Here is a 14988-nt window from a genome sequence, read left to right as displayed (position 1 = left end):
GGGATGAAGGGTGTTATCATTGCCGAACTAGTCCGATGGATCGAGGAAGCCTTCTCGCCCGCCGTGGCAGATGCCGTGATCGTCCGCTCCGGCCTTCCCGGCAACGGCGTCTACACGACAGTCGGCAACTACCCCCATACGGACGCCCTCGCGATGATGGGCGCGCTCGCCGATATCTCGCGTCAGCCGATTGCTGTGCTGGCCGACAGCTATGGCTACTGGCTGGCAAGCCGGTTCATGGAACTCTATCCCGAGATGTTCGAGGGCTATACCGACGCCGTGACGTTCCTGCGCGATGTCGACGGGCAGCATCACCGCGAAGTCACCAAGCTTTACCCTGATGCGCGCACCCCGAGCATCGTGGTGGTGATCGACGGCGAGGAACTGACCGTCAGCTACGGGTCGCATCGGCCGCTTGCGGATGTCGCCCATGGCCTGGTGCGCGGTTACATTGACTATTACGGCGATGATCTCGAGGTCATCCGCGATCCCGGCTCGCCCGGGCCGCATGCCGCCCGCTTCCTTGTGCGCAAGCCTGCGCGCGTCCTGTCCGGGTAGGGATCAGAGATGCCCGGAACGCCCCTTTCGAGTTTTGCGATGCCTCACGAGGTAGCGGCCGCGATTGAGCCGGTCGATCCCGCGGCGCAGATTGCCTTGCTTGAACGCCGGCTGGCGCGGGCGGAAGCGGCGCGGGCTGCTGCAGAGCACTTGCTCGAACAGAAAAGCCGTATCCTCGCTGCAGCCAATACCGAGCTGACCGCGCGGCAGGACAAGCTGAGCACCAGCCTCGAGCGGCGAACCCGCCAGTTGCTGGACGCGCAGCGGGTGGCAGGCTTTGGCACCATGCTGTGGGATATCAAGCACCAGCAGCTTGAACTCTCGCCGCAGGTCCAGGTCATGATCGGGCTTGAGCCGGGCTCCGCAGTCAAGACCTATCGCTCGCTCGTACGCGGCCTTCTGCGCGAAGACCGCCGGCGCCTGCTGGACTGGATGCACGGCGAATTGCTGGCGCGGCTTGAGCGCGACCACTGCATCAAATACGATGGGCAGCCCTGCCAAGGATCGCCGGGCCCCTGCGAAGAAGCGCTGCGCGAATATCGCATCGAAGTCCGCTGCCCCGCCGAAAAAGGCGGCGAAGGCGTTCGTTCGCTTCGCATCATGGCGCAGTTCCAGGTCGACAGCCAGTGCCGGCCGGCGATGATCTTCGTGACGGTGCAGGACATCACCCGCCAGGTTCGCGCCGACAACGAGGCTGCTGCCCTGCGCGCACGGGAACTGCAGCGCCTCGCGGATCTTGAGCGACTCAACAAGGAATTGCTGCTCGCGCGCGAGCAGGCAGACCTCGCCAACGATGCAAAATCGCGGTTTCTCGCGATGATGAGCCACGATATCCGCACCCCGCTCAACGGTGTGATCGGAATGCTGAGCCTGTTCGACGAGAGCACGCTCACCGCAGGCCAGCGGCGGACGCTGGCGCTGGTGCGCTCGAGCGGGGATCAGCTGCGCGTCCTACTCAACGACATCATCGATCTCGCCCGCGCCGAAGCCGGCAAGCTGGCGCTCACTCCCGGGCCGACCAATCTCGTCGACGTCCTCACCGACGGGGCCGATTTCTGGCGGCACCTCGCGGATGACAAGAGCCTCTCGCTCGATATCGTGCTCGCGCCGGACACGCCCACCTGGGTCGAAGCCGACAGCGTGCGGCTGCGTCAGCTGATCGACAACATGCTTAGCAACGCCATCAAGTATACGAGCGAAGGCGGCGTGTTGCTGAAGACACGTGTCTTGCCTAGCGGCTGGCTGCGCACGGAAGTCATCGATACCGGCATCGGCATTCCTGCCCATCGGCGCACTGAACTGTTCAGCGAATTCAGCCAGCTCAATCTGCTCGGCAGCGAGCCCGGCGGTGCCGGCCTTGGCCTCGCCATCTGCCAGCGCATCATCGAGGTCATGGGCGGACGCCTTGGCGTCGACGATGCCGCGCGAGGAAGCTGTTTCTGGTTCGAGATTCCCGTTGTTCGGATCCCCGTGCCCAAGCGGGTCGCAAACCCGGTCGTTCGTTCCCTCAGGGGGGCGGACGGCCGGGTCCCACGGGTGCTTGTAGCGGAGGATCTGGCGACGAACCGCATCGTCGTGGAAGGCTGCTTGCGCAAGCTGCGCTGCGAAGTCCATGTCGTGGAAGACGGCCAGCAGGCGCTTGACGCCGTCGGATCGGGCGAAGCCTATGATCTTGTGCTGATGGACATGGCCATGCCGGTGATGGACGGCCCCGAGGCTACGCGCCGCATCAGGGCACTGCCTGGCGAACTGGCCCAACTTCCGATCATAGCGCTCACCGCGTTCACGCGGCCTGAGGAGCTGGAACCGATGATGGCGGCCGGAGCCAACGACAGTGTGGCAAAGCCCATCGTCATCGACGATCTCTATCGCGCAATCAGCCGGGTGCTGGGCATACCGGTGGAAGACGACGTCGCGCACTAGACAGCGGGTCGGTTTGCCAGCGATGGAAAGACGACCCCTTCGTCGAATTCATAACAGGGCAAGGCATGCATGGAGCTGATTGATCAAGAGCTGACCCTCAGCCAGTTCGAGGCATTGCCATCGAACGTTGTAGTCCCCCTGTGCGAGGCAACGTCAGCGGACCTGCGCGATTGGAGCACGCGTCTGCTCGACGCCGTGGCTGCGCAAGATGACGAAGCAATTCGGCGCGCACGTCATTCCCTCAAGGGGCTGTGCGGCAACTTCGGTGCAGCTGCGGTCATGCATCACGTGGACAGCGATCTGTCGTCGACCGACGCTCGCGCTCGCTTTCTTGATTGCGTCGAAGCGACGATCGCCGCCGTTGTGGCGATCGCCGCTCCGCTGGTTCCTCAATAGGCGCCGCGCGCGGTCAGCACGGCCGGAACGGTGCGCAGGATCAGCGCCAGATCCGCCACCAGCGACCGCGAGCGCAGGTAGCTCACGTCCAGTTCGACCTGCTGTTCGAACGGCACTTCTGCTCGCCCGCTGACTTGCCAGGTGCACGTGAGCCCCGGTTTGCCGAGCAGGCGCGCGCGGGCCTCGGGTTGATAGCCGACGACCTCGTTGGGCAATGCAGGGCGCGGCCCGACAACCGACATCTCGCCTGCGACGATGTTGATCAGCTGCGGAAGCTCGTCAAGCGAGAGCCGGCGCAAGATCGCACCGATCCGCGTGACCCGCGGGTCGCGCTTCATCTTGAAGCAGGTGCTGTCGCGCTCGGATTTGTCGCGGATGGCCGCAAGCCGGGTCTCGGCATCGATCACCATCGAACGGAATTTCCACATCCGGAACGGCTGGCCACCCACACCGATGCGGGTCTGGCGAAAGAACACCGGCCCGCCATCTTCAAGGCGGATTGCTGCGCCGATCAGGAAGAACAGGGGGGCCAGCACCAGCAGCGCCAAAGCCGCCGTCATGCGGTCGATGCCGTGCTTGACGGCAAGCGAGCCCCGGCCGGACAGATCACGCGCCTGCCAGGCATGGAATGCCGCAGCGGCAAGAAAGCGGGGATTGCCGATCACATAGCGCACAAACAGGCGGCGCGGTTCCTGCGCCAGACGCCAGGCCCATTCGCAGCCCATCTTGCGCAGCGCGAGCGGCGCACGCGGAATTGCGCCGGAATAGTAGTCAAACAACCCGCCCACGCCCATCACCACGCGTGCCATGAGGCGATCGCGGATGCGGTCGATCCAGATTTCCTGGGTCGGCACGCCAAGCCCGACCAGCACGATGGCCGCACCGGACGCATTGATTTCAGCCACCACGGCGTCTTCCTCGCTTGCGCTCCAGTATCCGTGGCGGGTTCCGGCAACATTGAGCGCAGGGTAGCGCGCCTGCATGGCCTGCGCCGCCGCGGCGGCGATGCCTGCCTTGCCGCCAAGCAGAAAGATCGATTGGCCGCGTTCGGCAGCGCAGCGGCAGAGTTCGGGGAAGAGATCGGTGCCGTTGAGGTTCTCGCCCAGTTCGCGTCCAGCCAGACGCGCGGCGATCGCCATGCCGCTACCATCGGGAAGGAGGAAGTCGGCGCGATCGAGCACCTCGCGGTAGGTGGGGTTGGTCTGCGCGACATTGATGCAGTGTGCGTTGATGAACTGGACCGTGGCGCATTCACCGGAGCGCGCCATGGCGACAAGCTCTTCGGCCACATGGAGACGCGTCGACACCATCAGCTCAAGATCGAACAACCGGGTGCGCCGGGCCTGGCGGAGTGTATCGTGCGGCAGCCGAAGTCGTGAGAGGGACGTGAAACGGGCATCGGCCTGATCGAACTGGGTCTCGGAATCAAATCGCTTGAGCATCTGGAAAATCCTGCATTGTGTTGCAGGGTTCAACGCAGGCACTGTGCCAATTTGGATTTTATTGGAGTATCAATGCGTTAGGCGCAGCTGGATCGCAGCGTGCCCGAATTGCATGCCACTTTGCAAAGCCGCGACCCTTGCGGTTCGCACTTTGCATTGCAAAAAAGGAAGGCTAAATATCTAGAAAGTATGAGTTGTACGCTGCTAGCCGACTAGGCAGCACAACGCCCACCCAGCCATGCGGGGCTGAGTGGGCGGGAAACCTGATCTTGCGGTGGGAGGCGATCTGGAACCCGATTTATGAACCTTAATGGTACATAATCAGGACGAGATCACGCAGCGAGGCGTGTGGGCTGATCAGTCCCTTTCGCCGAATAATGGCCGGCCACATGCCGTACCAGACCGGGATCTTCATCGGCCATATCGAGCAGGCTGCCCGCTACATGCAGCGCAGGATTGAGCGCATGGGGAAAAAGCACGACATCGATTTCGCGATCCGCAAAAGCCGGATCGCCTTCCACGGACTCGCCCTTCAGCAATCGTGCAAACGCTGAGGCCAGATCCACGCCGACATGGCTGCCCAGATGATGCACCGGCACCGGGCGCGGGTTGCATTCGATCATAACCGGTTCGCTTCCATCATGCGGAATCATGAAATCGAACGAGACGAAACCGGTCATCCCGAGCGCTGCCACCATATTGCCTGCGGCATCGGCCATCGACTGGTTGTGAGCGATGCGGACCGATGTGCTGGGTCCGTAGGGCCCGACCTTGGCCAGCCGCACCCCGGAGATCCCGCCGATCAGACGGCCCTGCCAGGCCAGCACGCTGAACATCGCGGTACTGCCCGCGATGCCTGACTGGACGTCCATCGCCGTGACTGCCGGATACCAATCGCGGCCGAGCACCTTGCGAACGAGGCGGCGCAACATCATGCCGCGCGGGCGCGCGGCGTTGCAAGCTGCGCGCAAGGCATTTGCATCGTCGCACTTTGCCACGCCCATGCCGGCCCAGCTGAAGGACTGCTTGAGAAAAACCGGGTAACCCATGCGTTCACCCGCACGGTAAGCCTCATTGGCCGATACCACCGTCTCGCTCTTCGGCACGGGAATGCCGAGGCTGCGGGCGAGTGCGATCGTATCTGACTTGAAGAGACTGGCGGCAAACATGCACGGGGCGCCCAGCGACCTGGCGATGATCGCCTTGGCCTCTGGCCCGATCAAGGATGAGCAGCGCCCCATGGCAAAGGCCTGAAGCAGGATTACGGCCTGCTCGTCGCCAGGGATAACCAGCTTGGGCCGCGATGCAGTGATCGCTGCGGCCATGGCCTCGGCAATCACGCGAATATTGCGGGACTGCGGCAGCGCATGATGCGCGCCAAGAAAATCGCTTTGCGCAAGGATATTGTCGCTGGGGCACAGAGCGGCCACCGTGAGGCCGGCCTTATGCAGCATCAGCGGGAAACGTGCGGGACCGAAGCGGCCATCTTCGATCGCGAATATCAGAATGTCCATGTCGGCACCTTATTGAGGAGAGCGAGCTGTTGTCGCGCCCGGTTCAAAGCAGAAGCCGTGCCAGTTTGAATTATTTCGAATATTCAGCGCTATAAGGTCGCCTACCAGATTGCGAAGTTGCATAATGCAAAAGGTGGGCGAGCTTCTGCGCATTTTGCAGCGGCTCCCGGCAATGTCCTTTGCACGATGCACATGGCCGACCCGGCCTGACCATCCGATAACCGTGCAATTCGGGCTTTCCCCTTTCTGGCACGCTTTTTGAAACTGCACCGGCTGAGAAGTTGCTCAGGCAACGCCCACACCGGAGTGCATCCCTTGTCCTTGCGCCTGATCCAGATAGCCGAGCACCGCATCGGTCCGCACTTCGCGCAGCTGGCGCGCGGGCTCGGCAGCTATGGCAGTGCGGAAGTGGCGACGCGCTTGGTCCGGCTGCTGACGACGGTTGTCATTGCACGAAGCCTGGCACCGGCGATTGTCGGTGAGGCCGCACTGGCGCTCACCGTTTTCGAACTGGTGCGCGTGCTCGAACGGATCGGCACCGGCCAGCAGATCGTGCAGGCGCAGCCGGAAGAACTCGCCGCGACCTGCAATTCGGTCCAGCGGTTCTACACGGCCTGGGCCGCTGCGCTGATGATCTTGCAGATGCTCGTCGCGGCGCTCCTCGCCGCCGTGTTTCACCGGCCGACGGCGGCCGCCATGCTCGCCGTCCTCACGCTCGTCTATCCCTTCATGGCGGGCGGCCATGTGCAATTCTACATCGCCATGCGCGCTGGGCTGGTAACCCGCCTCGCCCGGATAGGAGCGAGCCAGTCCATCGCGGATCAGATCCTCACCGCCGCATTGCTCCTGATCTGGCCGAGCCCGTGGTCTATCGTGCTCCCCAAGCTGCTGACCGCGCCGCTCTGGCTGGTCCTTGCCCGTCGCGCCGCACCTTGGCGCCCGGATCCTGCGGCCGGACGGATTCCGGCCGCACGGATGCTGCGCTTTGCCGGCCCGATCATGCTGGCCGACGGGATGAGCGCCCTGCGCACCCAAGGCGACAATCTGATCATCGCGGCGTTGCTGGGCACTTCGGCACTGGGCACCTACTATTTTGCGTTCAACGCCGGTGTCGGGATCGTCAGCTCACTGGTGACGGCATTCGGAACTGTTGCTTTCCCGATGCTCTGCGCCGCGCAGGTCGGGGCTGCCCGCATCGCCATGCTGCGCCGTATCGCGCTGGGCGGCGCTGCCGTATTCGTGCCCATCGTCGCGCTGCAGGCACTGGCGGCACCGTTCTATGTTCCGCTGGTGTTTGGTGCGCATTGGGCCTTTGCGGCGCCGCTGATCGCCCTTCTTTGCCTTGCCGGTATCCCGCTGCTGATCGCGCAGATCACCGGATGCTGGCTGCGCGCACAGGGCCAGGTCGGCACCGATGCTGCCAACAGCACGTTGACCTGCGTGCTGGCGCTCGGGGGGCTATCGCTCGGCGCACACGCTGGCGAGCTCAAGTTCGCCGTCGTCGGCCTGATTGCGGGCCAGACCCTTGGCGCGCTCTGGAACGGGTCGCGCGTCCTGCTTCCCGCGCTCGGCCTGTTTCGAATTCACGTCTTCCCCAAGGAGTCCCGCTCATGATCCAGACTCGCTGTTTTCCCGCTGACACGCGGGACGATTACGCCGACATTCGCCCCGAAATCTCGGTCGTGGTGCCGGTGTACAATGCGGCCCAGACCATCGCCGCAACGATCAACTCGGCTCTTGCCCAGTCGTTTCGCTGGTTCGAGATCGTCGCAATCGATGATGGCTCGACCGACGATAGCCTCGACATCCTGCTTGAGCTGGCCGCCCAGGATCCGCGCATAAGGGTCGTCTCGAAGCGCAACGGCGGCGTTTCAGCGGCCCGCAACCTCGGCGTGGAGCTTGCCACGGCGCCCCTCGTCGCATTTCTTGATGCAGACGATCTGTGGGCGCGGGACAAGCTTGGCCACCATATCGCGCTGCACCGCGAGGAGCCCGAGCTGGCGGCGAGCTTTGCCCGGATCGCGTTCATTGCGCAGAATGCCGAGACGCTTGACGGAGCGCAGACCGTCTCGACGATCTCTTCGCCGATGCCGCAACTCGTGGACGTACTGGGCGAGAACCCCGTGTGCACTGCGTCCAACCTCGTCGTGCGCCGTGACTGGTTCATCATGCTGGGCAAGTTCGACGAGCGCCTGAAGTTCGCCGAAGACCAGGAGTTCGTCGCGCGGCTGGTTTCGCGCGGCGGCAAGGTGTGCGGCATTGACAGCGTGCTGACCGGCTATCGTTTCAGCCCGGACGGCCTCTCCATGGATCATGCCCAGATGCATGCCGGCTGGCGCGTTCTGATCGATCGCTACATTGACGATGCTGCGATCCGCGCTTCGCTCGAGGCGCTCTATTGTCGCTACCTTGCGCGCCGCATGCTCCGCTCCGGCGCCAGCCCGCTCCGTGCGTTGAAGTTTGTCGTGCGCGGCCTTCGCCTCGATGCGCGCAGCTTCTTGGCCGAATGGAAGCGCGGGCTCGCCACGGTCGTGGCCGCCTGCGCCGCGCCGCTGATCCCGCGCGCCATGCGTCGCCGCATCTTCGCCTGAACACCCGTTTGCCACTCAGAAAGTTTGAACAATGGAAATCTCTACCTCGCATCCCCGGGATGTGCCGCGTGTCTCGGTCGTCATGCCTGTCTACAATGTCGAAGCCTATGTCGCCGAGGCGATCAGTTCCGTGCTCGCGCAGACCTTCACCGATTTCGAGCTGATCATTGTCGATGATGGCGGCCATGATGCCTCGATGGAGATCTGCCGATCCTTTGCCGATCCGCGCATCACCATCGTTTCGCAGCAGAACCGCGGGCTTGCCGGGGCGCGCAACACCGGAATTGCCGCAGCGCGGGGGGAATTTGTCGCGCTGCTCGATTCCGATGATCGCTGGCTCCCCGAGAAGCTGATGCTCCACGTTATCCACCTCGATAACGCGCCCGAGATGGGCCTCAGCTTCGCGCCCTCGCGTTTCATCGACGCTGCTGGCCAGCCGCTGCGGATCGTCCAGCGACCGAAGCTCAAGGCCGTGGCGGCCAAGGACATCTTCTGCCGCAATCCGGTGGGCAACGGTTCCGCGCCCGTATTGCGGCGCTCGGCGCTCGATACGGTCGCGTTTGCCCACCCGCACGAACGGTCGCGCACCTGCTGGTTCGATGAATCGCTGCGCCAGTCCGAAGACATCGAAATGTGGCTCCGCCTCTCGCTGACGGGCGGCGTACGCTTCGAGGGCATCGCGCAGGTACTGACCGAGTACCGTATCGGCAGCGGCGGTCTCTCCGCGCAGATCCTGCGGCAATATGAAACCTGGGAAGGCGTGGTCACGCGGATGACCCGCTATGCCCCCGAATTCACAGCCCGCCATATCGCTCGCGCCCGTGCCTATCAGCTTCGTTATCTGGCCCGCCGCGCCATCCAGCTCGGAGATGCCGGCATGGCAATGGCGCTGCTGCGCGGGGCCGCAGCCAGCAGCATCAAGCCTTTGCTGGAAGAGCCGGTGAAGTCGCTGACTACATTGGCAGCTGCAATTGCGGGGCGCTTGATCGGTCCTGACCAGTTCGCCCGCCTCGCCGGGCGCGCAGCCGGTGGGCAGTTGGTGGCATGACCGCAGCAGTTTCGCCCGGCAAGCGCATCCGTGTTGCCAATCTGCTCGACGATTGCTCGCTGGGCGGCGTTACCCGCGCGCTTGGCGTGTTCGCGGCAGTGGAACTGCGCCGGATCGCTGAGGCGACAACCATAGTCCTGCCTCCCGCAACGACCATCGCGCCGCGCATCGCGGCCGATGTCATTATCACGCATTTTCCGCCCAACTGGCGCCGCCTGTTGTTTCTGGCGAGTTTGAAGCTCCGCAACCCACAGGCGCGGATCATCCATGTCGAGCACAGCTACACGCGCGCTTGGGAAACCATTCATGTCCCTAGCAGGTCGCGCTTCCGGGCCATGTTGTGGCTTGCGATGCGGCTCGTTGACCAGATCGTCTGCGTATCACGCGCCCAATCGGAATGGCTGCAGGAAGCGGCGGGTATCGACGCGGGCCGGATGGCGGTGATCCATCCCTTTGTCCAAAACCCCGGACTTGCCGAGCTGCCCTTGCCCAAGGCGGGTCAGCGCTTGCGGATTGGTGCCTATGGCCGATTTTGCGAGCAGAAGGGGTTCGACATCCTGATCGCCGCATTTCTCAGCGGCTGGTTTCAGGATTGTGATCTCATTCTGGGCGGGTTTGGCGAGGACGAGGCGAAGCTGCGGACCATGGCGGGGGACTGCCCGGCGATCCGCTTTGCCGGCAAAGTGGATGATGTGGCCGCGTTTCTGCGCAGGTGTGATGTGGTCGCGGTGCCATCGCGGTGGGAAGCCTATGGCATGGTTGCCAACGAAGCGCGCGAGGCCGGGCGCCCGGTCATGGTTGCACCTGTCGATGGACTTGTCGAACAAGCCGCAGGTGCGGGTGCCATCGTCGATTTCACCGATCAGGAATCAATCGAGGATGCCCTTTGCCACCTCCGGTCGGCAAACTTGCCGGTGATTGCAAGACAGGCCCGCGAAACAATCTGGAACTGCCGTCAGGTCCGCCAAACGCAATGGTCTGCACTCCTGCGATCAGTGCGCGGAGCGCCGCGCGCATTCCAAGGCGCATGAGTGGATCGATAGGGTCGCATCCATCAGGGGCCGCTTGATCCAAGGACACCTGGCGGCGCCCCCCCCCGACAGGCCAGCATGGAACGCCGCCGCCAGCGAAGGGGGCAGCGCTCCTGTAGCAATCCGGCTGCCTCAGCCGAGCCCGGCCGCGGCGATCCCGGCGAGCGCAGCCTGTTCGTCGTTGTCGCTGGTATCGCCCGTCACGCCGACTGCACCGATCACCATGCCGCCGGCATCCTTCACCAGCACGCCGCCCGCTGCGGGCACGATTCCCGCAGGATTGAGGCCTGCTGCCGCGTTGATGAAGGTTGGCCGCTCGATCGCCATCTCGCCGATCACGCGCGAGGAGACGCCGAGCGCCAGCGCACCTGAGGCCTTGGCCGTCGCGATCTGCGGGCGCAGGTTCGAGGAGCCATCCTCGCGCGCGAAGGCGATCATGTGGCCGCCGGCATCGAGCACGGCAACGCTGATCGGCTTGAGGCCCAGCGCGCGCGCTTTGGTGATGGCCCCCGAAACGATGGTCTGGGCCTGTTCGAGCGAAATACGGGTCATTGTCATTACTCCTGGGGAAGATGCTTCAAGGCTTGAGGGGCTGGCCCGCCGGTCGCCCAGTCAAGCAGTTCGATGGTGTGGACGACGGGAAGGCCGGAGTGCCCAAAGGTATGGCGGGCGATCTGCACCGCGCAGCCGACATTGCCGGTCGCGATCACATCGGCCTCCAGCGCCGTCAGCCGCTCGGCCTTGCGCGCACCGAGCTGGCCGGCCAGCTCGCTCTGGAGGATGTTGTAGGTCCCCGCCGAACCGCAGCACAGGTGCGCCTCGGCGGGCAGCCGCACGCTATAGCCCGCGTCCGCCAGTAGCCGCTTCGGTGCCTCGGTCACCTTCTGCCCATGCTGCAAAGAACAGGGCGGATGATACGCGACGGTCAGCCCGCGCGGGGTGGCCGCAGGCAGGCCCGTCTTGGCCAGATACTCGCTGACATCCATCGCCAGCGCGCTCACCCGTGCCGCTTTCTCGGCATAGGCCAGATCCCCGCGCAGCATATGGCCATAGTCCTTGATCGTGGTGCCGCAGCCCGACGTGGTGACGATCACCGCGTCCAACCCGCCGCCTTCGATCTCACGCGTCCACGCATCGACATTGCGCCGCGCCGCATCCAGCGCATCATGCTCGCGCCCCAGATGGTGGACGAGCGCCCCGCAGCAGCCCTCGCCCTGCGCGAAAACCACTTCGCACCCCGCGCGTTCGAGCAGTCGCACCGTGGCGGCGCGGACCTCGGGGCTCAGCACAGGTTCGGCACAGCCCTGCAGCAGCGCCACGCGGCCCTTGGGGCTGGCCATGTGCTGCGGCTGCACCAGAACTGGCGCGGGCACCCGCTTGGGCGCGAGTTCCACCATCGCCGCGAGCGGGCGGAACGCCTTCACGCGCTTCATCAGCGGCAGGAACGGCCGGCCCAGCGGCGCAAGGTCCAGCGCCAACCGCATCCGCCCGGGATAAGGCAGCACCCACGCCAGCAGCTGCCGCGTCACCCGCTCGTGCCAGGGCCGCCGATAATGCTCGTGGATATAGGCCCGCGCATGATCGACGAGATGCATGTAGTTCACGCCCGAAGGACACGTCGTCATGCAGGCGAGACAGGAAAGGCAGCGGTCGACATGCTTGACCGTTTCCGGCCCCGGCGCGCGCTGGTTCTCTAGCATGTCCTTGATCAGATAGATCCGACCGCGCGGGCTGTCGTTCTCGTCGCCGAGCAGCACATAAGTCGGGCACGTCGCGGTGCAGAACCCGCAGTGCACGCACTTGCGGATCACGCCTTCGGATGTCGCCATCGCCGGATCGCTCAGCGCTTCAGGCGGAAACTGCGTCTGCATCACCGTCCTCCGCAAATCGCCCGGTGGCGAAAACGCCTTTGGGATCAAACGCGCGGCGTACGCGGGCTTCCAGCGCCAGCACGCTCCTTGCGCGCGGATGAAACGCGTTCAGGCGGGCGCGCATCGCCTCGGGCGCCACAACTAGCCGCGCTTCGCCGCCGAGCCGTGCCGCAGCCTCGCGCACTGCCTGATCCTCGCGATCCGTGCCGATCCAGAGCCGCCCGCCGCCCCAGTCCATCGCCCAGTCCGTGCCCTCGGGCAGTGCGGCAATCAGCTCGGCCGCGTGGCGCGGCGGCAGATGCACATCCCAGCGCACCGTCCCGCGCAGGGCCTCACCCGCCATAGCCTGTCGCCAGAGCGGCGCAGCTTCATCCTCAGCCATCGCTTCAAGCGCACAATGCCCGGCGAGCAGATCCGGCAGCACCGCGCAGCGCGCCGCCACTGAGGGCGCGAACCCCGCCACGCGCAGCAGCACCGTCCCATCGGGCAGCGCGGCGGCGGCAGAAACGTCCGCCCGGCTCCCCAGCGCGCAGGCCATCGCCGCATGGGCCGCCGCCGGAGCCAGTCCGCGCGCCGCCAACGTCACCACATGGCGCGGAGCGGGCAGCACCTTCAGCGTCAGCTCGGCCATCGCCCCCAGCCGCCCCCACGATCCCGCCATCAGCTTGGGCAGGTCATAGCCCGTCACGTTCTTGACCACCTTGGCGCCTGCGACAAACACCTCGCCCCGGCCCGAAACCGCCGTCAGCCCCAAGAGGTGATCGCGCGCGCTCCCTGCCGTCACCCGCCGCGAACCCGCCACGCCCGCCGCCACCGTCCCGCCGATCGTCGCGGCGGGTTCGCCCCATGGCTCGAACGCCAGCATCTGCCCTTCAGACGCAACCAGCGCCTGCACATCGCTGAGCAGCGTCCCCGCCCGCACAGTCAGCACCAGTTCGGCAGGGTCGTAATCGACCACGCCCGTCAGCCCCGCCAGCGAAGCCACCTCGGCCTCGCGCGGCGCGCCGAATGCCGCCTTGGTTCCGCCGCCGCGCAGTTCCAGCTTGCGCCCCTGTGCCGCCGCATCGGCAACAATCTCGGCAAGGTCCGCCGCGTCCCTCGGCTCCAGCATCAGAATCTCGGCAACTCGGGATGCGGCAGCGCGCCATGATGGACATGCATCCGCCCCAGCTCCGCGCAGCGGTGCAGCACCGGGAACACCTTGCCCGGATTGAGCAGCAGTTCCGGATCGAACGCGCACTTCACCCGCTGCTGCTGCTTGAGGTCCGCCTCGGAGAACATCGCGGGCATCAGATCGCGCTTCTCGATCCCCACGCCGTGCTCGCCCGTCAGCACCCCGCCGACCGAGACACAGAGCCGCAGGATATCCGCGCCAAAGGCCTCGGCCTTGTCGAGCTCCCCCGGCACATTGGCATCATAGAGGATCAGCGGATGCAGGTTGCCATCGCCCGCGTGGAACACGTTGGCCACCCTGAGGCCATACTCGCCCGAAAGCTCCTCCATCCGCCGCAACACATCGGGTAGCCGCCGCCGAGGGATCGTGCCGTCCATGCAGAGATAGTCCGGCGAAATGCGCCCCACTGCCGGAAAGGCCGCCTTGCGCCCCGCCCAGAACGCCATGCGCTCCGCCTCGTTTTCCGAAACCCGAGACGTGACCGCGCCATTCGCGTCCGCAATCCGCGCAATCTCGCCAATCAGGAAATCGCACTCCGCCGCCGGCCCATCGACCTCGACGATCAGCAGCGCGCCCACATCAAGCGGATAGCCCACTTGCACGAACGCTTCCGCCGCATGGATCGCGGGCCGGTCCATCATTTCCATGCCCGCCGGGATGATCCCTTCGGCGATGACTTGCGCCACACAGGCGCCCGCCTGTTCGGCATCGGGAAAGCCCACCAGCACCGCGCGCGCCGTCTCGGGCTTCGGCAGGATGCGCACCGTCACTTCGGTGACGACGCCCAGCAGCCCCTCCGAGCCCACCACCACGCCCAAAAGATCAAGCCCGCAAGGATCGAGATGCCGACCGCCGAGCCGGACGATCTCGCCGTTCATCATCACGATCTCGACACCCAGCACGTTGTTCGTGGTGAGGCCGTATTTCAGGCAATGCACCCCGCCCGAATTCTCCGCGACATTGCCGCCGATGGTGCAGGCGATCTGGCTTGAAGGATCGGGTGCGTAGTAGAAGCCGCGAGCCTCCACCGCTTGCGTGATCGCAAGGTTGGTGACCCCCGGCTGCACCACCGCCACGCGGTCCTCGTAGTCCACCTCCAGGATGCGCTTGAACTTGCCCAGCCCCAACAGGACCGCATCGGCCAGCGGCAGCGCCCCGCCCGAAAGCGAAGTCCCCGCCCCGCGCGGCACCACCTTCACGCCTTCGGCATGGCACCACTTGAGCACGGCGGAAACCTGCGCGGTCGTCTCCGGCAACACGACCATGAGCGGCGGCTGGCGATAGGCCGTCAGCCCATCCGATTCCCACGGCCGCAAAGCCTCAGGCGCATCGATCACGCCCTCCCCCGGCACGATCGCCCGCAGCGCCCGCGCGATCCGCTCGCGCTTGGCGAGCGTCTCCGCGTCAGGCACCGGCATGGCAATCGTCATCAGCGGTTTC

General features: G+C 65.2%; 13 protein-coding genes. 7 read left to right on the top strand and 6 right to left on the bottom strand.

Features of this window, described 5'->3' with window-relative positions; genetic code table 11:
* Positions 1-3 precede the first annotated feature (3 nt).
* From Q0082_RS16735 to Q0082_RS16725, 3 genes are all read left to right on the top strand, one after another.
* Complete coding sequence (locus Q0082_RS16735) at positions 4-558, top strand: heme NO-binding domain-containing protein (RefSeq protein ID WP_298194750.1); 555 nt, start codon at positions 4-6, stop codon at positions 556-558.
* Between the two features lie 39 nt (positions 559-597).
* Positions 598-2481 (top strand): ATP-binding protein, encoded by a 1884-nt coding sequence (locus Q0082_RS16730; protein ID WP_298194749.1) that lies wholly within the window; start codon positions 598-600, stop codon positions 2479-2481.
* Positions 2482-2550: 69 nt separating this feature from the next.
* On the top strand, positions 2551-2877 hold the full coding sequence (locus tag Q0082_RS16725) for an Hpt domain-containing protein (protein WP_298194748.1): 327 nt from the start codon (positions 2551-2553) through the stop codon (positions 2875-2877).
* Here the strand turns inward: Q0082_RS16725 and Q0082_RS16720 are convergent.
* Together Q0082_RS16720 and Q0082_RS16715 are read right to left on the bottom strand one after the other, a co-directional pair.
* On the bottom strand, positions 2871-4319 hold the full coding sequence (locus Q0082_RS16720) for a WecB/TagA/CpsF family glycosyltransferase (protein WP_298194747.1): 1449 nt from the start codon (positions 4317-4319) through the stop codon (positions 2871-2873). The two genes, Q0082_RS16725 and Q0082_RS16720, sit on opposite strands and share 7 nt — an antisense overlap.
* A gap of 332 nt (positions 4320-4651) precedes the next feature.
* Positions 4652-5833 carry an ATP-grasp domain-containing protein gene (locus Q0082_RS16715; protein WP_298194746.1) on the bottom strand — a complete coding sequence of 394 codons (1182 nt, stop codon included), beginning with the start codon at positions 5831-5833 and terminating at the stop codon, positions 4652-4654.
* A gap of 315 nt (positions 5834-6148) precedes the next feature.
* Here Q0082_RS16715 and Q0082_RS16710 point away from each other — a divergent pair, with 315 nt between their 5' ends.
* From Q0082_RS16710 to Q0082_RS16695, 4 genes are read left to right on the top strand one after another with little or no spacing between them, the layout of a single operon-like run.
* On the top strand, positions 6149-7447 hold the full coding sequence (locus tag Q0082_RS16710; RefSeq protein WP_298194745.1) for an oligosaccharide flippase family protein: 1299 nt from the start codon (positions 6149-6151) through the stop codon (positions 7445-7447).
* Positions 7444-8424: a glycosyltransferase family A protein gene (locus Q0082_RS16705; RefSeq protein WP_298194744.1), complete on the top strand. Its 981-nt coding sequence runs from the start codon at positions 7444-7446 to the stop codon at positions 8422-8424. Before Q0082_RS16710 ends, Q0082_RS16705 begins: the two co-directional genes overlap by 4 nt.
* A gap of 31 nt (positions 8425-8455) precedes the next feature.
* Positions 8456-9472: a glycosyltransferase family 2 protein gene (locus Q0082_RS16700; protein WP_298194743.1), complete on the top strand. Its 1017-nt coding sequence runs from the start codon at positions 8456-8458 to the stop codon at positions 9470-9472.
* Positions 9469-10503, top strand: coding sequence for a glycosyltransferase family 4 protein (locus Q0082_RS16695; protein WP_298194742.1), 1035 nt, complete (start codon positions 9469-9471; stop codon positions 10501-10503). The genes Q0082_RS16700 and Q0082_RS16695 overlap by 4 nt, the downstream gene beginning before the upstream one ends.
* 132 nt (positions 10504-10635) lie before the next feature.
* On the opposite strand, the gene Q0082_RS16690 is transcribed toward Q0082_RS16695, so the two are convergent.
* Genes Q0082_RS16690 through Q0082_RS16675 form a run of 4 tightly spaced genes read right to left on the bottom strand, consistent with a single transcriptional unit; the run spans position 10636 to position 14978 of the window.
* Complete coding sequence (locus tag Q0082_RS16690) at positions 10636-11055, bottom strand: heme-binding protein (RefSeq protein WP_298194741.1); 420 nt, start codon at positions 11053-11055, stop codon at positions 10636-10638.
* Positions 11056-11060: 5 nt separating this feature from the next.
* Positions 11061-12374 carry a glycolate oxidase subunit GlcF gene (gene glcF, locus Q0082_RS16685; protein ID WP_298194740.1) on the bottom strand — a complete coding sequence of 438 codons (1314 nt, stop codon included), beginning with the start codon at positions 12372-12374 and terminating at the stop codon, positions 11061-11063.
* Positions 12352-13485 (bottom strand): FAD-binding protein, encoded by a 1134-nt coding sequence (locus Q0082_RS16680; RefSeq protein ID WP_298194739.1) that lies wholly within the window; start codon positions 13483-13485, stop codon positions 12352-12354. The genes glcF and Q0082_RS16680 overlap by 23 nt, the downstream gene beginning before the upstream one ends.
* Positions 13485-14978: an FAD-linked oxidase C-terminal domain-containing protein gene (locus tag Q0082_RS16675; protein WP_298194738.1), complete on the bottom strand. Its 1494-nt coding sequence runs from the start codon at positions 14976-14978 to the stop codon at positions 13485-13487. The genes Q0082_RS16680 and Q0082_RS16675 overlap by 1 nt, the downstream gene beginning before the upstream one ends.
* Between the last annotated feature and the right edge of the window lie 10 nt (positions 14979-14988).

The organism is Novosphingobium sp., assembly GCF_027489515.1.
GTDB lineage: Bacteria > Pseudomonadota > Alphaproteobacteria > Sphingomonadales > Sphingomonadaceae > Novosphingobium.
The sequence above is the reverse complement of the archived record's forward strand: the minus strand, read 5'-3'. Positions and strand labels throughout refer to the sequence as shown.